We start from the raw sequence: 18,480 nt of genomic DNA, 5'->3' as shown, positions 1-18,480 counted from the left end.
GACCACCCTGAAGACCAAAACCCACAAGGGTGAGGGCAGCAACGAACTGCGGTTTGAAGACGAAGCCGGCGAAGAACAGATCTACGTGCACGCCCAGAAAGACCTGGACCTGCTGACGGAAAACAACCGCACCGAAGTCATTAGGAACGACAGCCACCTGACGGTGGAAAACAACCGTTTCAGCCACACCCAAGGCAACCGCCACCACACCACAGATGGCGAACATCGCGAGAGCATCGGCGCCGACTACAGCCTCACCGTAAACGGCAGCCACCACAGCAAGCAGGGCAAAAACCAGCTGGTGGAAGCCGGCACCGAAATCCATCACAAGGCGGGTATGAAAATCGTGATTGAGGCGGGTGCCGAGGTGACACTTAAAGCGGGTGGCAGCTTTGTGAAGGTAGACCCGAGTGGGGTGACAGTGTCTGGTCCTTTGGTGAGGATGAATTCCGGGGGTAGGCTCGGGAGTGGTAGCGGGGTTGGGGTGAAGGGGCCGTTGTTGCCAAATGTGGTGACTCATGATGCTTTATCTGAGCAGCCAGTCTCAACACTTCCCCATACCGAGACACGGCATTCCGGTGATACTCAGTTTGTAAACGCGGACCAGCTGCGACCGATTGAGGCTGACCTGAAACAGGCCGCAAGTTTCAGAAATGCAGCGAGAAACGAAGAAACTTTTTCGGAGGTTTGCTCTGTGAGATCGGACCAAGGGATTTCTTCATGACGCTGCAGAGTTCGAACATTCAAGGAAGTCTGTCTCCGTCCGACAAAAAAATGTTCATGTTGTTTGATGGAGCGATCGCGGGTGGCCTGCGAAGTTTGTATGAAGAGAGCCTGGATGTATGCCCTTTAATGGTACTCAAAGACGGCGTTTTCGATGGCGTATCAGCATTAGGGCCTATGATTGCTGATTTTGGAGCGAGCATAGTGCTTAAAGAGCTGTGGGCAAAGAACCATCCCTTAGTCGCGAGGGCTTCGGTGTTGCATACGTCTTATGATGAGTCAGCATTGTTGGACTTTATGCGGTTTCGGGTTCAGGTGATGATGCCGGAGGGGCACGCTGTCTGGCTAAGGATTGGTGATGCCAAGGTAGTGTCGAGACTAGCTGGAGTTGACGGCCGTTTACCCGCTCATTTTTGGTCTGGCATTAACAGCATCTTTTTCCGTTCAAGTGATGGATCGATGACTCAGTATCGCCCTTCACCTTCCAGAACGAGTGACGAACAAAAGGAAGGACAATTCGCGTCTAATCTGGTGGCCCCATGTTTTCAATTTAGCTTGGATTTGCTGGCCGCTCTGGATTCTTCTGCGGATCACCAACACAGGGACGTGTTATGACTTATTGCGCAACTTGCCCACTCATGACGGCTTTTCTACCCCTTCGATACGCCATTGGCCCTATGCGCTATGAGGGGGAGCTCTTAGCTGGGCTGGAATTGCCCGATTTGCCGGACCTGTTTCCTAATATTGATCGCTATACTGATCTTCAGGATCGGAATCTTGGGCTCGTTCCTCGATTTCTGAGAGATGGCTGGCTGTATGTCTGGAGCGAGTTCGAAGGGAGGTTAATCGAGTATTCGGTTAATGATTCCCTGCTTCAGGAGACGACCCGAGGTGGAGAGGTTGTTGATAATCGCGGCAATGTCTACTTGTCTTTACCCTCTGGTGAACCTGCTGATGTCGCCTGGAGTGAGAATCAATGGTCTGACGCTCATTTCGAAATGATTGTGAATGAACCGGGTCAGCGCAGCAAGTTTATGCGCAGGATTGTGCCAGGAGGTTCACCGAACACTCAGTTGCTTGATGAAAAGACCTTTTATGCCTTGCCAGAAGTTACCTCCATTGAGGAGTTTGACTGGACTGGCCTGGCCCCAACCATTCCCCACTGGCCTCGGTTGGAGCGTTCTACCCGGCGATTTGACCAGCGCGTGATGGGGATAGTGGACGATCCATGGGGCGTTACCGAAGATCTGGCCGCATTGGTTCGTCTGACTCACGATAATCAGGAGAGGTTAAGAGCCAGATTCGGTGGAGAGTGGAGTTTGGCGAAGACGATCAAGGACCTTTATGAGACTGATCGCCAGCTTGAAGCGAAACTTCCTGAACTTGTAGATCTGCCGAAATTACAGAGAGTCTGGCGGGAATCGGATGAGTCTCAGTCACATTTTGAAGACGTTGTTGCTGGGCTCCTTGATTCCTGGGTCCTATGGATGGATACCCTCGAATGTGCGAATGGCCCTGAAACCCTCGCAAGTTCATGCGAGAGCCTGGATCTGGCTAAAGAAGATCATCACACCATTCTGCAGGAAAAATTCGGACTTGCTTTGCTTGGTCCATCTTATTTTAGTAAAGGGGCCGGGGCTATCGGCCGCCTAGCCGCAGTTCAGGGGGAGGGGACTCGCTGGTTCTGGAATGCGTTGCTTGGGATAAGAGAGCGTGTATCACTCGGCGACGTCGAGAAGCTAGTATCAATTGGCGATATGGCTAACGATTCTGTTGAAGACCTATCCAAAGCTGCCACGGCTGTCGTTGCCGCCATAAACTCTAAGGTGTCGGGTTTAGTGGGGCGGGCACCAATTCCATCGGCTGTGCCGACACAAATACTTTTCAACGCAATTTCGCCTGCAGCCGCAGTTGAATTGAGAGGATTCCCGCACCGAATCTCACTTTTAGGCAGTGGTTTTTTGGTGTCTGGATTGGCACGAACAGGGCAGTCCTTGGCGGTGGAAAGTGTAAGTGCTGTTCAATCGAATCAGTGGCTGAGTGAGGCGGCGCGAGAAGGAGTAAATAGCAACATACCTCGCAGTCAATTGCATGCTGAGGTGCCTAGCGTACCTGTTATTCGGGCAATTGCTGCCAATTCGGGAAAATACTATAACGGTAATCCCTATGGTCTGATGGATGGATTGGTCAAGGCCCCGTTGCGATCAGTTTTGGTTGTTTTGACTGGAATTAACATGGTCTCTGCAAACAGTGCCTTGGGTGTTGGTGCCGACCGTGATTTGCAAGGTTTTGCTAGAGCGTTTGGTGGTGTAACCGGCTTTGCCGCAGCGTTTATGTCGCTGCAACATAAGATTGCAGAGCTGAATTGGAGGGAGGGATTGTCAAGATCTATTAATCCCGAGGCACTAAGTCATGGTGTTGGAGCTGCCGCGGCATTTGCTTCTGCTCTTACCGCAGCCTTCGATATTGTTATTTTTGGCGTGCAGGCGGTTGAGTCTTATCGCGCCGGAGATTTTGATACCGCCGCCGTTGAAGTTGGTTTGGTTGGTATTTCTTCAGGACAGCTGGCGTTAGGGGTACGAGCTTTCAGGGCATATAGAGAAGCTAGAGCTGTAGCGTTAGGTCTGCAAACTGCTTCTGCAGTTAGAGGATTGTCTAGACTGGGAGGATGGTTTACTGCATTGTCACTTGGTTTAACTGCATCTTTAATTGGTGGATTGGTTGCGCGCTATCATCTTGAAAACACACCGATCGAACGTTGGCTAGCAAATACTCGTTTTGGTGTAAAACCTGCTGCTTGGGCTGGTAATTACAGGAACGAAATGGGGCGGCTGTATGTGGTTGTTTTTCCGGTTAAATTCAGGCTTGAGAGAGTGCCTCGGTTAAACCCGCATGAAACGCATATTCAGGATTGTTGGTTGATATTGGAGTTGGTTGGACAGAAAAGACTCGAGCCCGACATGATCGAATTTACAGGAAATGAGTTAAGAAATGGTGTTGGATACCGATCCTTGGCATGGCTGGAGGAGAAACTGAGAACAGTATTTGATTCAGAGGAAAAGGAACGAATTTTACAGCCGAATCGAAAAGCCGTTGTGTGGTCAGGTGCTGATTTTTCAATTCATGAGGGCACGAGAATTCACAATGCGGCTTCAACCGCTACTTATAGGCGTATCTACCACAACGATGATCAGATATTTGGGCTGGAAGGACAATTGATATACCGCCCTCAGCCTGGTCTTGAAATGCCTCCGATAGAGGTTGATATCTGGTGATTGAGGATGCAAAAAAACTATTTGATTCGATAGTTAATAAGATAGGGAGCTCATCGAGTGCTCGGGTATTAAACAGTGGTGCTAGCAGTGGTCATTCGCCATCCAAGCCGAGTCTTATTGAGGCGCAAAATGAGATCTATCTGGCTTTGAGAACGGGCAGTGCCGAGAGTAAAGGCATGCTCACTGGCTTTGGTTTTCTTGTAGGTGGGTACGGTGTAGTACTTTTTCTCCTGATCATTGGGTTTGGAAACGCTTTGAGTTCAGATTGGTGGCTTTTGCTGTGTTCAATTCTGGGGATACTAATGCCGGCGGCTTGGGAGTGCACTCGCCCGCCGTCGCTACCAATAGTATTCAATAGGCGCACACAGGAGATCTATTATGATCTTAAAGGAGAGCTTTACCATGCAGTATGGGAAGGCATAGAGGCCGTTGCCTATGAATATAGAATGGTTAATCAATACTCCGGATCTATTGTCCATGGAAACCTGGAGATTATTCTTCAAAAATTTGGAGATCCCCGCAACCGAGTTGCACTGAACCTGTCGGGTATTTCTGCAGGTAAGCGGCTGTCAACGCTGGTTGGTATATGGGAATATCTGCGTTGTTTCATGACCATTGGCCCTTGGTTTGATGAGACCGGACGAAGGACGGAATCCAGGAGCCGGTTCATTGAGGAAACGTTAGAATCTGGGCAAGTTTCATTTCTCGATTTGATTCTGGATTCGAGAACTTTTTTAGGCCAGGAGAGAAAGGAAGGCAATGGAATTTCGGGAAGCACGGTTATCGAATGGATTGGTTCCTATCTTTTGTTTCCGGTTGCATTGGGTATGGAATTCATACAAAGGGTTGATCGAAAGAGGTCAAGGAAACATTGGCCTGAAGTCGTCCAAGAACGCCTGGATCCAAAGGGCCCTACAACCCGCCTGATCGATATCGAAGAAAACTACATGGTGCAAAAACAGAAGGAGCTGGACGAGCTTCATGAAAGAATGCGCAAAACTCTTCCCCGGTAGGTCTTGTCTCAGAAGAGCCAATCGTTCGCTGCGTTGATAACCAGCCTCAACCCATTAACTAACCTCCCAGCGCCAGACAAATGCTCAGAAAAAACCACATTGATTGGCCGCTCCTGTGGTCAGCAATAAAAGCTGACCTAGGCATTATGCTAACGATGCTGTGCGTAGGAATAATCACCACCGCTGTGGGTGGTGGCATTTTCTACGTCGACTTTGGCGACTGGGGGGCCATGATTGCGGGAGGTTTCTTCGCATTGATGGGCGCTGGGTTGGTTCTGCTTGCTATCGTCACGACTTACTCGGGCGCCAGCTACCTCTACGGCCAGGCCTTGCTACGGAAGCACGGTGTAGAGGTGGACGGCGTACTGACCAAAAAAGAAGCGGATTGTCAGTTTCATCAGGAATACGATCATCGAAATGAGCCACAGGGGGAAGGGCATTATCAGTGTAACCTTATGATTGAGTTTGATTTTCAGTTTGATGGCCAAAATTACAGTGGGGCCTTCTATCTGAGTAAGCTGGCGACGTTCGACAAGTTGCAGGAGGGTGACCCGGTGCCCCTCAAGGTACTCAGGTTTGATCCCTCCGTTCACAAGGTACGAGAGCGGCGTCTGGCAAATATGTTGAAGGGGCGTGAGCCCCAAATGCCTTCTCTCGTTCCCGAAGGGGCCGAAATTGGTCAGCTGGCATAAGGAAAGAGAACCCAAAACACAAGGATTGAACCATTGAAAACCCTGAATATCCTCAAATACGCCTTCACACTCATTGGCGCCGGTATGCTTGTTGGTGCGGTGATGAGTTACAGCAGTACGGTGTCATTTATCGAGCGAGCTACGGAAGCCACGGGCACGGTCATTGATCTGGAGCGCTCGCGTTCCAGCGATTCAACTACCTACTATCCGGTGGTCGTTTTCGAGGATATCCGTGGTCGGGAGATCGAGTTCCGGTCGCGCTCCGGCTCAAATCCGCCGTCGTTCAGTCGCGGTGAGAGGGTGTCTGTGTTTTACGAGCCGTCGGCTCCGGAGAGTGCTCGAATCAACAGTTTCTTCTCCCTGTGGGGGCTGCCCATGATTCTTGGAGGTATGGGGCTCGTGTTTGGCGCCATTGGCGGCGGGATGCTGTTGTTTGGTTGGAAGAAGAGCCGCTCACAGGCTTACCTGAAAGATCATGGCACCGAGGTGCTCGCAACATTTTCGTCGGTTGAGCAAAACACCAGTCTGACCGTGAACGGTCGTAACCCGTTCCGCATTGTCTGCCAGTGGCAGCACCCGCAAACCGGTGAGCTTCACGTATTCCGAAGCGATAACCTGTGGTTCGATCCGAGCAATCATATTCAACAGGAAACAGTGCCCGTGCTGGTCGATGAGGCCAATCTCAAGCGCTATTGGGTGGATACCTCATTCCTGCCCAAGCTGGCCAGCTAGCAGTCTTTTGCCTCAGGTTCCCGGTGGGCACGAGTTTTCGTGGCCCATCGCACAAATGTATTTACGCCCATACCGTTTGTCGGCCCAGGCTTCATAAATTCGCCTGGCAATCGGGTGAATCACCGGCCACAGCAACGGTTTGAACAACCAGCCAAATCGGGTGTGCGACCAGGCTCGCACATTGGCGTGCAATCCCGTTACCCACTCCCCGTTCCAGTTCATCAGATGCAATCGCCGAAGCAGTTGCTCCCGGGAAGGGAGTTGCTGGTTGCTCGGGTTTTGTTCGTGAATATCCGCAAAGATCAGGTTGCCGGTCTGCAGTCTTCGCAGGGTGCGTATCTCACGCGCGCACAGGGGGCAGGAGCCATCGTAGAACAGGGTATCGTAACGCGGTGCCATGGGTTCTCCGCTGTCAGCTAGTTATTCTGGAGGTATACGGTGTGCTGTGCGTGGATGGTTCAGTTTCCTCAAATGCACTTGGTAATTGTTTGATAATGCGGGTGCTTCCTGTAAACGCTACACTGTGTTGCTAATCGCCAGATTGTTGCGCTGGCGAAACTCCTGTGTCCTGAGCGGCACTCCGACAAGGTAAAACAGCCCATGGATGACCAGAAGACAGAATCCCCGCAAACGAATGGCACAGGTTCGCGATCGTTCGCGGATCTCTCCACGCCAATCTACGGGTTGTTCATCCTTGGTATTCTGTACACCCTGTATATTGCTCATCAGATTGTTCTCCCGATCATCCTGGCGGTACTGACCAGCCTGTTACTGGCGCCTCTGGTTAAAAAGGCTTACTTGCGCTGGCGCATACCGCGTGTGGTATCCGCATTGGTTCTGGTGCTGGCGGTCCTTGCCGGAATTCTGGGGCTGGGTGCCGCGGTCGCCACGCCAGCTCTGGAGTGGGCCCAGAAGGCTCCGGAGGGACTGTCTCGCCTGTTGGTGGGGGAGAGTGAGATCATGCGCCAGATCGACAAGGTCAGTCAGTCTGCCGAGCAGGTCGAAAAATCGGTTGAAGAGCTTTCCAAAGATCAGGGCACCAAACCCACCACGGTGGTATTGCAAACCGACTCCTGGCGCAGTCAGTTGATGTCCAAGGCTCGGAACGGCATTGCCGGGCTGGCGCTGGCACTGGCATTAACCTATTTCCTTTTGGTCAGCGGCGACCGGTTGATTCGCAACTTCGTCAAGCAGTTGCCCCGGTCCCAGCGCAAGACAGTGCTGAGGATCACCCACGATTCCCAGCATCAGATAGCGCAGTATCTGGCGGTGCTGGGGTTGTCCAATACGTCTGTTGGCGTGTTGACCGGCCTGATCTGTTGGGCCATCGGCCTGCCAGACCCGGCCGTCTGGGGCCTGATTGCAGGCCTTGCACGGTTTATTCCGTACCTTGGTAACATGCTTACCATCACCCTGTTGGCCATAGTCTCCGCCATTTCCCTGGACGTGCTCTGGATGATGGTGCTTGCGCCGATCAGCTTCATTGTGCTCACCACGATTGTGGGATTTTTCCTTGAGCCCTGGATTCATGGTTTCCGGATGGCGATCAACCCCGTGATCATCTTTGTTTCGATCTTCTTCTGGGGCTGGTTGTGGGGGCCAGTGGGGGTTCTCCTTGCTGTGCCCTTGATGACGGTTATCCAGGTGGTCCTCAAGCAGATTCCGCGATTAAGGCCGGTTTATCGGGTAATCGCTCGGTAAACCGTTTGAGTCTAATGGATATCCGTAACAGGCCCTGACACACCCGGTGATCTTTCCTATTCTGTCTGAGTAGTTTATTCACCAGAACAGGAGGGTCTGTTGCCGATGATCCCATCCTCAATGAAGGCGATGGTTCTGAAAGGTCATGGCGGAATTGATCAGCTCATGTATCAGGATGTACCGGTACCTCAGCCGAGGGAAGGCGAGGTGCTGGTTCAGGTAACTGCCACCGCCAAGAACAACACAGACCGCAAAGCCCGTGAGGGGCTATACCCCACTAAAAAAGGGGAAATGACGTCGTTCCAGATGGGTGGCAAGCCTACGCTCACCTTCCCGCGCATTCAGGGGGCCGATATTGTCGGTCGTATTGTTGCCGTGGGCGCGGGTGTCAGTGAACAGCGTATCGGCGAACGCGGCTTGTTGGACTTCAACATCTATGCGGACAACCGCACAGACATCAATCTCACGCCGGATTATTACGGCCATGGCGCAGATGGCGGATACGCCGAGTACGTCGCTTTACCGTCCGATCAGTTCCATCACATTCCCAATCCGGACCTGGCCGACGCCGAGCTCGCTTCCATGGGCATGTGTTCTTATCAGACCGCCTACCACATGCTTACGTCCGCCAATATTCAGGCTGATGAACGCGTGCTGGTTACCGGTGCCAGCGGTGGCGTGGGTACGGCACTGATTCAGCTCTGCCGGATTATCGGTGCCATTCCCTATGCTCTGAGCCAGAAGGACAAGGCTGATCCATTGCTGAAGCTTGGCGCCGAGGCCGTTCTCGACAGAACTGACATGGATAGCTTTGTCGATCGGGTAAAGGCCGAAACCGGAGGCAAGCCGCTGGACGCGGTCATGGACCTGGTGGGCGGCGACATGACGGACCGTTTCATCGACGCCATGATTTTTGACATGAATGCCCGGAGCACCTATCCGAGGCTGAGTATTGCCGGGGCCAGTGGCGGCAACATCAGCGAAATTCTCTGGACCCGCATCTATCTGTACCAGGTGCAGATTTTCGGTGTGTCCCATGGCACCCGGGAAGAGGCAGAACAGCTTATGAGATGGATCCGGAGTGGTGATTTGAAGCCGGTACTGCACGGTGCTTTCCGGTTGTCCGAGCTGCACCGCGCGGAGGAGTACTTCGTGAACCGAGGCAGCAATTACCTGGGGAAAATCGTGATTGTGCCCGATGCCCAGTGGCAGGAGCACGGGCAACCCTACGAGGTGGAGGCGGACTGATGAAACCGGAACTGACCATTCAGTTGATGGACACTCACGCCGGTGGTGATGTCAGCCGCATTGTTACCGGCGGCATTGACCTGTTGCCCGGCGACACCGTGCGGGCGCAGATGGAGTACCTCCGGGACGATGCTGACGGCTTGCGCAAACTCCTGCTGGAGGAGCCCTATGGCATTCCCGAAATGTCCGTGGATTTGCTTGTCCCTGCCACCGATCCCAGGGCGGCGGCTGGGTACATTATTATGGAGGTGATGGGATATCCCATCTATTCGGGTTCCAACACCATCTGTACCGCGACGGCGGTCCTCGAGGCTGGCATAGTGCCAAAGCAGGAGGGCAAGCAACATTTCATGCTGGAATCGCCGGCGGGTCTCGTGAACATTGAAGCTATTGTTCATGATGGCGTGGTAGAAGCGGTCACCTGCGAGGGCTTGCCGAGCTACATCCACACCTACAATGCCAGTATTAACGTGCCGGGCATTGGCGAGGTTGGCTACAGTGTGGCCTATAGTGGCGGGTTCTATGCCCTGGTGGATGCAAAATCACTGGGCTTTGACCTGACCCTTGATGAGGAACGGGAGCTGGCCCGCACCGCGCATGCCATTGTCGAGGCCATTCAGGCTGCCCGTGGATTTTCCCACTACACCCTGGGTGATGTCGGGCCTCTGCCATTTCTGCACTTTATGGGACCGGAAGAAAAAGTGGCCGATGGTTATTACCGCTCACGATCGGCCACCTACGTCCACCCCGGCGTGATCTGTCGTAGCACTACCGGTACCGGCACCTCGGCCAGGCTTGCGTTGATGAACTACGAAGGCCGAATCCAGCCGGGCGACAAGCTGGAAACCGTTTCCCTTCGAGACACCGGTTTTATCGGTGAATTTACCACGGTCGAAACCGAAGGCGAGTATCAGGTGGTCAAGAACAGTATCACTGGCAGGGGTTATGTGATTGCCCGTTCCGACATTGTGGTGAACTGTGACGACCCGATGGTGGAGTGTGATGGGTTGCACCACATACTATCGAGTCGCCACAAATCTAGCGTGGTCTGAGTCTTCGTTTCTCTGCCCGTCGCATCCAGAGCCAGGCGATAAACGCAATCACAGACACCGCCGCGATAATCAGCGTCGCCAGCGCGTTGATCTCCGGTGACACTCCCATCCGAACGGAGGAGAACACCACCATCGGCAAGGTGGTGGCTCCCGGGCCAGACACAAAGCTGGCAATTACCAGGTCGTCCAGCGACAGGGTAAATGCCAGCAGCCAGCCGGAAACCAGTGCCGGAGCGATGACCGGCAGGGTGATGACAAAGAAGGTTTTCAGCGGCGTGCAGCCCAGATCCATGGCGGCTTCCTCAATGGAACGATCCACTTCTCTCAGGCGCGCACTCACCACCACCGCCACATAGGCACTGCAGAAGGTCGTGTGGGCAATCCAGATCGTCGCCATGCCACGATCCACCGGCCAGCCAATCAGCTGCGCCATCTGCACAAACAGCAGCAACAGTGACAAACCGGTGATCACTTCCGGCATTACCAGAGGGGCGGTGATCATGCTGGACAGCAACGTGCGCCCGCGCATCTTCTTGAACCTCGTGATCACGAACGCGCACAGGGTGCCCAAACACACTGCCATGCTGGCGGAATAGAAGGCAATGCGCAGGCTCATCCACACCGCCGACAGGATCTGTTCGTTGGCGAGCAGGGCGCCGTACCATTTGGTGGAGAACCCGGCCCATACCGATACCAACCGTGAGGCGTTGAACGAGTATACGATCAGCACCACCATGGGCAGATACAGGAACAGCATGCCCAGCATCAGCATGGTCTTCGAGAAACTTGGGGCTTTTAACCTAACCATTCTTTTCCATCTCCCGGGCCTGGAAGCGGTGGAACAACACAATGGGTACCAGCAGCAGCGCCAGCATCACGATTGCCAGCGCAGAGGCCACCGGCCAGTCTCGGTTGTTGAAGAACTCTTCCCAGAGCACCTTGCCGATCATCAGGGTATCCGGACCACCCAGCAGTTCCGGAATCACGAATTCGCCCACGGCTGGAATGAACACCAGCATGGAGCCAGCCAGGATTCCGGCCCTGGACAACGGCAGGGTAATGGCCCAGAAGGTGGTCAGGCTGCGGCAGCCCAGATCCGACGCCGCTTCTAGCAGGCGTATGTCCAGCTTCACCAGATTGGTGTAGATGGGCAGGATCATGAACGGCAGGTAGGCATAGACGATCCCCAGAATCACCGCGAAGTTGGTGTTCAGCATTTTCAGCGGCGATTCGATCACGCCCAGCCACAGCAGGAAGCTGTTGAGCAGGCCCTGGTTACCGAGTATGCCCATCCAGGCATACACCCGAATCAGGAACGAGGTCCAGGACGGCAGCATCACCATCAGCAGGAACACCAGTTGCCAGTGCTTCGGCGCGCGGGCCATGGCATAGGCCATGGGGTAGCCGATCAGCAGACAGAACAGGGTGGCCAGAAACGCGGTTTTCACCGAGCCCCAATAGGCGGCAATGTAGAGGCTGTCGGAAGCCAGGAACAGGTAATTGCCAAAGTTCACCACCACCGACAGGGTATTCTCCACCCATCGGAACACCGGCTCGTAGGGCGGAATGGCCATTACCGCCGAGGTCAGGCTGATCTTCAGCACCAGCGCAAACGGCAGCAGGAAGAACAGCAGTAACCAGGCGAAAGGCACACCGAAGACGACCCGTCGGTGAAATACTACCGCCCGCACCCGCTCCGCCAGAGGGGTTGCCAGAATCTTCTTGGTCATGGCGTCAGTTCCAGAGCAGGATAGGGCTGGAGGCTTCCCAGGATACATAGACCCGGTCGCCCCAGGTGGGCCGCTCACCACGGCGTTCCACATTGGCCATGGTGGCCTGCACCCGTTTGCCGCTGGCGAGCTTCACGTAGTAAGACGTGATGTCACCCAGGTAAGCAATGTTGTCCACCGTGCCGCAGCTCCAGTTGCTATCGCCTTCGGGCTTCTCGGTCGTCAGGTAGATCTTCTCCGGGCGCAGGGCGATCAGGGTTTCCGTGGTTTCCGCCGGCGTGGTTACACCCCGGTCAATAAACACCGGTGCGTCCAGCAGCTCGCTGGCCAAAGACAGGCTGTCGGAATTGTCTTCCAGAATGTTCGCCTCAAAGATATTCACGGAGCCGATAAACTCTGCCGTCATGCGGCTGTTCGGGCTTTCGTAGATATCAATCGGTGAACCCACCTGAGCGATCCGGCCGTGGGACATAATGGCTATCCGGCTGGCCATGGTCATGGCTTCTTCCTGGTCGTGGGTGACCATCAGGCAGGTCACGCCTACCTTCTCCAGAATATCCACCAGTTCCAGCTGCATTTCGGTGCGCAGTTTTTTGTCCAGTGCGCCCATCGGCTCGTCCAGTAGCAGCAACTTTGGTCGCTTTGCCAGCGAGCGGGCCAGGGCCACACGCTGCTGCTGGCCACCTGAGAGCTGCTGGGGCTTGCGTTTGGCGTAGGGCTCCATCTTCACCAGCTTGAGCATGGCGGCTACACGGTCGGCAATTTCGTTCTTTGGCAGCTTGTCCTGTTTCAGACCCATAGCAATGTTCTGCTCCACGGTCATGTGCGGGAACAGGGCATAGGACTGGAACATCATGTTGGTGGGTCGCAGGTACGGCGGCAGGGCCGTGATGTCCTGACCATCCAGCACAATGCGGCCGGAATCCGGGGTCTCGAAGCCCGCCAGCATGCGCAGCAGGGTAGATTTGCCGGAGCCGGAGCCACCCAGAAGGGCAAAGATCTCGCCCTTGTGGATGTCCAGGCTGACGTCGTCTACCGCCAGGGTGCTGTCAAAGCTCTTGGAGATGCCCTTGATGCTGAGAAGTACCTCCGCTTGCGCGGAGGTATTGTTGGTCACGGCCACCGTCAGCGACCGGATTTCACGCTGGTCCAGGTGCGGGTCATCAGACGCTGGGCGTCCTGAGGCCGACCTTCCATGATGTACAGCTTCTTCATCACCTCATCGGTGGGATAGATGCTGGTGTCGTTACGGATTTCTGCCTCCACAAACTCATCGGCCGCCTTGTTCGGATTGGCGTACCACACGTAGTTGGTGACATCGGCGATGATTTCCGGGCGCATCAGGAAGTTCATCAGCTTGTGGGCGTTCTCCTCATTCGGCGCGCCGGCAGGAATAGTCATCATGTCAAACCACAGCACCGCGCCCTCTTTGGGGATGGTGTAGCGGATGACGTTGCCGTTCTCGGCTTCTTCCGCGCGGGCAGCGGCCTGCAGGATGTCGCCGGAGTAGCCGGCGGCTACGCACAGGTCGCCGTTAGCCAGATCGCCAATGTAACGGGAAGAGTGGAAATAGGTGATGTTCGGGCGCACAGCCTTGATCACTTCACCGCCTTTTTTGATGTCGTCGGCGTTGTTGCTGTTCGGGTCCAGGCCGATGTAGGCCATGGCGGCACGCACCATTTCTTCACCGGAATCCAGCATGGCAATGCCACAGCCGCCAGCGGCCAGCTTGCCGGTCACTTCCGGGTCAAACACCAGTGCCCAGGAGTCGGTCGGTGCGGTGTCACCCAGAATCTCCTGAATGCGGCCTTTGTTGTAGCCATAACCGTTGGTGCCCCACAGGTACGGCAGGGAGAACTGGCTGCCCGGGTCGACCTTTTCCAGCTGGGTCATCAGGTCCTGGTTCAGGTTGGTCATGTTTGGCAGTTGGCCATGGTCCAGCGCGACAAAGGCTTTGGCAGAAATCTGCTTGGCCACGTAGTGGTTGGACGGCACAACCAGGTCGTAGCCCGAACGGCCAGACAACAGGGCTGCTTCCAGCACTTCGTTGCTGTCGTAAACGTCGTAAACAACTTTGATGCCGGTTTCCGCGGTGAACTTCGCCAGGGTGTCCTCGGCGATGTAGTCAGACCAGTTGTAGACACGCACTTCTCCGGCTGCAAAAACCGAAGAGGCACCCAGAGACATAGCAACAGCGGCGGCAAGCGCCTGTGGCTTACACAACTTCAACATTGGATGGTGTCCCTCACTGAAAAGGGATGGATACAAAGCGTGCAGGACGCACGCGGTGTTGTGCAGGTCTGCTGAGGGTGGCCGGAGGTGGCAGGTGTTTTTGAAAACACCGGGGTGCCGCCTTTTGACTCCTTTGAGGCTTATCCTGGAAACGGTGGTGGGGAACCCGACCGTATTCGCGCGATATTTATCATGAGAATACCGGTGGCGCTACAAAAATTTTTACGGGACAGGTTGATGTTTATGCGTATGCCGGGTCTCAGTGCCGCGCTGTGTGGCGGTAATCCGTGGGCGACTTCCCCATCACTTTTTTGAACAGCCGTGAGAAGTAATAGGCATCGTCATAGCCCAGTTGCCGGCTGATGTCGGCGAAGCTCTGGCTGGTGGTATCCAGCAACTCACAGGCCCGTTCCACTTTGAGATGCAGGAAGTGCTGGATTGGCGAGGTGCCGGTCTGTTCCCGATACCGGGTGGCGAAGTGAGCCGGCGACAGGCCGGAAAGCTCGGCCAGCTGGTTCAGGGTCAGGCGTTCCTCCAGGTGCTCCCGCATGAAGCTGTGCAAGGAGTCCAGCTCGGCCTGCCGGGCCTGGCTGGTTTCATCGGCGTTGATGGGCACGGCGGCCAGCAACTGTCGTAGCCGATTGCTGGCGTGGATCAACCCACGGGCCCGGAAGCCCGTCTGCCGTACCGACAACAGGCCGTTGAAATCCACCAGTAACCGGGGCTGTCTGCCCAGATGCCGGATTCGGGTGCTGTCATCAAAGCCCATGTACTGACCGAAGTCTTCGGCCAGGGGGCCGGTATAGTGAACCCAGTGAATGGTCCAGGGGTTGTCCGGGTCGGCGGTGTACCGATGGCTGGCGCCGGCGGGCAGTAGCAGGAGGTCGCCGGCCTCGACTGTGTGGGGCACGCCGGCGACGTTCAGAAAGGCCTTGCCGTCCGTGCAATAGATCAAAAGATTATCACGGTGGTGTTCCCTATGCATGTGATGCCCGGCCGCTCTCCGATAATGCCCGAAGGCAAGTGGATACAGCTCCCGGGTGAGCGGATGTGCCGCCAAAAGCCGCACAATAGGCTCTGGCACCACATAGCGAACACTGTCGGCTGGCACGGGCCACTGTGAGGTTTGAGTGGCCGGTTTCTTGGCTGGGATCTCAGTCATCGAAAAATAATCCATCATGGGCGAAATTTAGTCAATCACCAAGCGTAAATCCGCGTGCTAGTCTTTCTTCAAATCATCGTCGGATCTGCCTTGTTATCGGTAGGCCGGTTCATCCCGGATAACAACAAACAGGGAACATCATCATGAAAAAAGTACCTCAGTTTATTGCAGGGGAATTCGTTCAGAGCCAGACCCAGAACTGGATCGACGTGACCAACCCCGCCACCAACGAAGTGATTGCCCAGGTGCCCTGCGCCACTGCCGACGAAATGCGTCAGGCGATTGATAACGCCAGTGAAGTGTTCAAAAGCTGGAAGGAAACCCCGGTTTCTGAACGAGCACGGGTGATGCTGCGTTATCAGGCGCTGCTTAAAGAACATCACGACGAAATCGCCGAGATCCTGTCCCAGGAAACCGGCAAGACCTTTGACGACGCCAAAGGCGATGTCTGGCGCGGCATTGAAGTGGTGGAACACGCCGCCAACGTGGCTTCCCTGATGATGGGCGAGACCGTTGAAAACGTGGCCCGCGAGGTAGATACCCATTCCTGGATCCAGCCGCTGGGTGTGTGTGCCGGCATTACGCCGTTCAACTTCCCGGCCATGATCCCGCTGTGGATGTTCCCCATGGCCATTGCCTGCGGCAACACCTTTATCCTGAAACCGTCCGAGCAGGACCCGCTGACACCAACCCGCCTGGCCGAGCTGTTTGAGCAGGCCGGCGCACCCAAGGGTGTACTGCAGGTGGTTCACGGGGCCAAAGAGCAGGTTGATACCCTGCTGACTGATCCGGCCATCAAGGCCGTATCCTTTGTCGGTTCGGTTCCGGTCGGGCAGTACATCTACGAAACCGGTACCCGCAACATGAAGCGGGTGCAGAGCTTCGCCGGCGCCAAGAACCACATGGTGATCATGCCGGATGCGGACAAACAACAAGTGATCAACGCCCTGGTAGGTGCCTCTGTAGGTGCCGCGGGCCAACGCTGTATGGCGATCTCGGTGGCGGTCTTCGTGGGCGCTGCCCAGGAGTGGATTCCGGAGCTGAAAGAGGCCATGGCGAAAGTGCGCCCCGGCGCCTGGAACGACTCCGGTGCCAGCTATGGCCCGGTGATCAGTGCTAAGGCCAAAGACCGCATCGAATCGCTTATCGCCACCGGTGAAGCCCAGGGCGCCAAACTGCTGCTGGACGGCCGTGGCTGCACCGTCGATGGGTTGCCGGAAGGCAACTGGGTAGGGCCAACCCTGTTCAGTGAAGTCACACCGGACATGGATATCTACAACGAAGAGATCTTTGGCCCGGTGCTGTCCTGCGTCAATGTTGACAGCCTTGGTGATGCCATCGAGCTGATCAACGCCAGCCCGTACGGCAACGGAACCTCCATCTTTACCAGTCATGGCGGCGCGGCGCGTCGGTTCCAGCACGAGATTGATGTGGGCCAGGTGGGTGTGAACATTCCCATTCCGGTGCCCCTGCCGTTCTTCTCGTTCACCGGCTGGAAGGGCTCGTTCTACGGTGATCAGCACGCTTACGGCAAACAGGCGGTGCGCTTCTACACGGAGACGAAAACGGTGACCTCTCGCTGGTTCTCCAGTGAGGCGACGTCATCCGAGGCCAACTTCTCCATCCAGCTTCGTTAATCTCGTTGTCGGTGAGGTTATTGGGCCGGTTCCCCCACCGGCCCCTTTTTCCGCTTCTTCAGTGGAAGCCCCGACCGTAACAACCAAGGAGCCCGACGATGGATTTTAATCTCACTGAAGACCAGCAGGCGTTTCGGGATGCTGCCCGAGCCTTCGCTGAAAAATCCATGGCGCCCCATGCCGCCCAGTGGGACGCCGAGCATATTTTTCCGGTCGATGTCATGAAAGAAGCCGGAGCCATGGGTTTTATGGGCATGTACACGCCCGAATCCCTGGGTGGTATGGGCTTGTCTCGCCTGGATACCTCGGTGATTGTGGAAGAGTTGGCGGCAGCGTGCCCGTCCACCGCCGCCTTCATCACCATCCACAACATGGCCACCTGGATGGTGGCAAGTTTCGCCTCTGATGATCTTCGCCAGGAAATTGTCCCCAGGCTGGCCAGTGGTGAATGGCTGGCTTCGTATTGCCTGACTGAACCCGGTGCCGGCTCCGACGCTGCCAGTCTCCGCACCCGCGCAGTTCGGGACGGTGAAAGCTATGTGATCAATGGCAGCAAAATGTTCATCTCCGGAGCTGGCGCAACCGATATTCTGGTTCTGATGGCGCGCACCGGAGACGCCGACAGCGGCTCGAAGGGCATCTCTACCTTCGTGATACCAGCGGATGCCGACGGTGTCTCCTACGGCAAGAATGAGGAAAAGATGGGGTGGCATAGCCAGCCCACGCGCCTGGTTACCCTGGAAGACGTTCGCGTGCCTGCCAGCAATCGGGTGGGTAATGAAGGCGATGGCTTTGCCATTGCGATGAAGGGCCTGGACGGCGGCCGCCTGAATATCGCCACCTGTTCCCTGGGCGGTGCCCAGGCTGCCTTGCTCCGGGCCCGGAATTATATGCACGAGCGCCAGCAGTTTGGTAAGCCGCTGGCGGCCTTCCAGGCGCTGCAGTTCAAGCTGGCGGACATGGTTACCAACCTGGTGGCTGCCCGGCAGATGGTGCGTTTGGGTGCGTTCAAACTCGACAGTGGCGACCCGGAGGCTACGCTGCATTGTGCCATGGCCAAACGATTCGCCACCGACGCCTGCTTTGAGGTGGCCAACGAAGCCCTGCAACTGCATGGCGGCTACGGTTACATCCGGGAATACCCGCTTGAGCGTTACCTTCGGGATTTGCGGGTACACCAGATTCTGGAAGGCACCAACGAAATCATGCGCCTGATCATTGCCCGCCGGCTGCTGGACGACGGCGTTGCCGAAGCGATCCAGTAACCGGCCACGGACTATAGA

The 18,480-nt window shown here is 55.6% G+C and carries 17 protein-coding genes; 11 read left to right on the top strand and 6 right to left on the bottom strand.

The features are described from left to right. The 6 genes from JIF53_RS00775 to JIF53_RS00750 all read left to right on the top strand — a co-directional run. On the top strand, nucleotides 1–724 hold a 724-nt coding region (locus JIF53_RS00775), incomplete at its 5' end, for a bacteriophage T4 gp5 trimerisation domain-containing protein (protein ID WP_416234177.1). Further along, the gene (locus JIF53_RS00770) at nucleotides 721–1,338 is read left to right on the top strand and encodes a DUF4123 domain-containing protein (RefSeq protein WP_199451607.1); all 618 of its coding nucleotides are present in this window, start codon (nucleotides 721–723) and stop codon (nucleotides 1,336–1,338) included. The genes JIF53_RS00775 and JIF53_RS00770, both read left to right, overlap by 4 nt. Then, nucleotides 1,335–3,998: a toxin VasX gene (locus JIF53_RS00765; RefSeq protein WP_323127132.1), complete on the top strand. Its 2,664-nt coding sequence runs from the start codon at nucleotides 1,335–1,337 to the stop codon at nucleotides 3,996–3,998. The genes JIF53_RS00770 and JIF53_RS00765 overlap by 4 nt, the downstream gene beginning before the upstream one ends. Continuing rightward, nucleotides 3,995–5,011, top strand: coding sequence for a hypothetical protein (locus JIF53_RS00760; RefSeq protein ID WP_199451605.1), 1,017 nt, complete (start codon nucleotides 3,995–3,997; stop codon nucleotides 5,009–5,011). The genes JIF53_RS00765 and JIF53_RS00760 overlap by 4 nt, the downstream gene beginning before the upstream one ends. A gap of 80 nt (nucleotides 5,012–5,091) precedes the next feature. After that, nucleotides 5,092–5,703, top strand: coding sequence for a DUF3592 domain-containing protein (locus tag JIF53_RS00755; protein WP_199451604.1), 612 nt, complete (start codon nucleotides 5,092–5,094; stop codon nucleotides 5,701–5,703). A gap of 33 nt (nucleotides 5,704–5,736) precedes the next feature. Next, complete coding sequence (locus tag JIF53_RS00750; RefSeq protein ID WP_199451603.1) at nucleotides 5,737–6,435, top strand: DUF3592 domain-containing protein; 699 nt, start codon at nucleotides 5,737–5,739, stop codon at nucleotides 6,433–6,435. A gap of 12 nt (nucleotides 6,436–6,447) precedes the next feature. Here the strand turns inward: JIF53_RS00750 and JIF53_RS00745 are convergent, their stop codons facing one another. Next, complete coding sequence (locus JIF53_RS00745; RefSeq protein WP_199451602.1) at nucleotides 6,448–6,834, bottom strand: thiol-disulfide oxidoreductase DCC family protein; 387 nt, start codon at nucleotides 6,832–6,834, stop codon at nucleotides 6,448–6,450. Nucleotides 6,835–7,035: 201 nt separating this feature from the next. On the opposite strand from JIF53_RS00745, the gene JIF53_RS00740 reads away from it, so the two are divergent. From JIF53_RS00740 to JIF53_RS00730, 3 genes are all read left to right on the top strand, one after another. Next, on the top strand, nucleotides 7,036–8,136 hold the full coding sequence (locus JIF53_RS00740) for an AI-2E family transporter (RefSeq protein ID WP_011785614.1): 1,101 nt from the start codon (nucleotides 7,036–7,038) through the stop codon (nucleotides 8,134–8,136). 105 nt (nucleotides 8,137–8,241) lie between these two features. Next, nucleotides 8,242–9,384: a zinc-binding dehydrogenase gene (locus JIF53_RS00735; RefSeq protein ID WP_199451609.1), complete on the top strand. Its 1,143-nt coding sequence runs from the start codon at nucleotides 8,242–8,244 to the stop codon at nucleotides 9,382–9,384. After that, entirely contained in the window at nucleotides 9,384–10,436 is a 1,053-nt protein-coding gene (locus tag JIF53_RS00730) for a proline racemase family protein (protein WP_023012155.1), read from the top strand. The genes JIF53_RS00735 and JIF53_RS00730 overlap by 1 nt, the downstream gene beginning before the upstream one ends. Here JIF53_RS00730 and JIF53_RS00725 read toward each other — a convergent pair. The 5 genes from JIF53_RS00725 to JIF53_RS00705 all read right to left on the bottom strand — a co-directional run bounded on the left by JIF53_RS00725 (nucleotide 10,423) and on the right by JIF53_RS00705 (nucleotide 15,560). Then, on the bottom strand, nucleotides 10,423–11,244 hold the full coding sequence (locus JIF53_RS00725; RefSeq protein ID WP_199451601.1) for an ABC transporter permease subunit: 822 nt from the start codon (nucleotides 11,242–11,244) through the stop codon (nucleotides 10,423–10,425). The genes JIF53_RS00730 and JIF53_RS00725 overlap by 14 nt on opposite strands. After that, nucleotides 11,237–12,166, bottom strand: a complete 930-nt coding sequence (locus JIF53_RS00720; RefSeq protein ID WP_199451600.1) for an ABC transporter permease subunit — start codon at nucleotides 12,164–12,166, stop codon at nucleotides 11,237–11,239. Before JIF53_RS00720 ends, JIF53_RS00725 begins: the two co-directional genes overlap by 8 nt. A 4-nt stretch (nucleotides 12,167–12,170) precedes the next feature. Next, the gene (gene potA, locus JIF53_RS00715; RefSeq protein WP_413231053.1) at nucleotides 12,171–13,283 is read right to left on the bottom strand and encodes a polyamine ABC transporter ATP-binding protein; all 1,113 of its coding nucleotides are present in this window, start codon (nucleotides 13,281–13,283) and stop codon (nucleotides 12,171–12,173) included. Between the two features lie 8 nt (nucleotides 13,284–13,291). Further along, nucleotides 13,292–14,398: a polyamine ABC transporter substrate-binding protein gene (locus tag JIF53_RS00710; protein ID WP_199451598.1), complete on the bottom strand. Its 1,107-nt coding sequence runs from the start codon at nucleotides 14,396–14,398 to the stop codon at nucleotides 13,292–13,294. Nucleotides 14,399–14,657: 259 nt separating this feature from the next. Beyond that, nucleotides 14,658–15,560, bottom strand: coding sequence for an AraC family transcriptional regulator (locus tag JIF53_RS00705; RefSeq protein ID WP_022993493.1), 903 nt, complete (start codon nucleotides 15,558–15,560; stop codon nucleotides 14,658–14,660). Between the two features lie 143 nt (nucleotides 15,561–15,703). Between JIF53_RS00705 and JIF53_RS00700 the strand changes: the two genes are divergently transcribed. Both JIF53_RS00700 and JIF53_RS00695 read left to right on the top strand, forming a co-directional pair. Next, nucleotides 15,704–17,197: a CoA-acylating methylmalonate-semialdehyde dehydrogenase gene (locus JIF53_RS00700; protein ID WP_014420862.1), complete on the top strand. Its 1,494-nt coding sequence runs from the start codon at nucleotides 15,704–15,706 to the stop codon at nucleotides 17,195–17,197. 98 nt (nucleotides 17,198–17,295) lie between these two features. Then, nucleotides 17,296–18,462, top strand: coding sequence for an acyl-CoA dehydrogenase family protein (locus tag JIF53_RS00695; protein WP_199451597.1), 1,167 nt, complete (start codon nucleotides 17,296–17,298; stop codon nucleotides 18,460–18,462). The last annotated feature ends 18 nt before the right edge of the window (nucleotides 18,463–18,480 follow it).

Origin of the sequence: Marinobacter sp. bablab_jr008, from assembly GCF_016464145.1 — a bacterium.
In the GTDB taxonomy this organism is placed as follows: Bacteria; Pseudomonadota; Gammaproteobacteria; order Pseudomonadales; family Oleiphilaceae; genus Marinobacter; species Marinobacter nauticus.
Note: the sequence above shows the minus strand (reverse complement) of the source record. Positions and strands in the feature narration are given on the sequence as shown.

Excerpts from the sequence above, each read along its gene's own strand:
- JIF53_RS00700 (WP_014420862.1), top strand. The coding sequence starts at position 15,704 with ATGAAAAAAGTACCTCAGTTTATTGCAGGGGAATTCGTTCAGAGCCAG.
- JIF53_RS00770 (WP_199451607.1), top strand. The coding sequence starts at position 721 with ATGACGCTGCAGAGTTCGAACATTCAAGGAAGTCTGTCTCCGTCCGAC.
- JIF53_RS00740 (WP_011785614.1), top strand. The coding sequence starts at position 7,036 with ATGGATGACCAGAAGACAGAATCCCCGCAAACGAATGGCACAGGTTCG.
- JIF53_RS00695 (WP_199451597.1), top strand. The coding sequence starts at position 17,296 with ATGGATTTTAATCTCACTGAAGACCAGCAGGCGTTTCGGGATGCTGCC.
- JIF53_RS00730 (WP_023012155.1), top strand. The coding sequence starts at position 9,384 with ATGAAACCGGAACTGACCATTCAGTTGATGGACACTCACGCCGGTGGT.
- JIF53_RS00735 (WP_199451609.1), top strand. The coding sequence starts at position 8,242 with ATGATCCCATCCTCAATGAAGGCGATGGTTCTGAAAGGTCATGGCGGA.
- JIF53_RS00765 (WP_323127132.1), top strand. The coding sequence starts at position 1,335 with ATGACTTATTGCGCAACTTGCCCACTCATGACGGCTTTTCTACCCCTT.
- JIF53_RS00755 (WP_199451604.1), top strand. The coding sequence starts at position 5,092 with ATGCTCAGAAAAAACCACATTGATTGGCCGCTCCTGTGGTCAGCAATA.
- JIF53_RS00725 (WP_199451601.1), bottom strand. The coding sequence starts at position 11,244 with ATGGTTAGGTTAAAAGCCCCAAGTTTCTCGAAGACCATGCTGATGCTG.
- JIF53_RS00745 (WP_199451602.1), bottom strand. The coding sequence starts at position 6,834 with ATGGCACCGCGTTACGATACCCTGTTCTACGATGGCTCCTGCCCCCTG.
- JIF53_RS00710 (WP_199451598.1), bottom strand. The coding sequence starts at position 14,398 with ATGTTGAAGTTGTGTAAGCCACAGGCGCTTGCCGCCGCTGTTGCTATG.
- JIF53_RS00720 (WP_199451600.1), bottom strand. The coding sequence starts at position 12,166 with ATGACCAAGAAGATTCTGGCAACCCCTCTGGCGGAGCGGGTGCGGGCG.
- JIF53_RS00705 (WP_022993493.1), bottom strand. The coding sequence starts at position 15,560 with ATGACTGAGATCCCAGCCAAGAAACCGGCCACTCAAACCTCACAGTGG.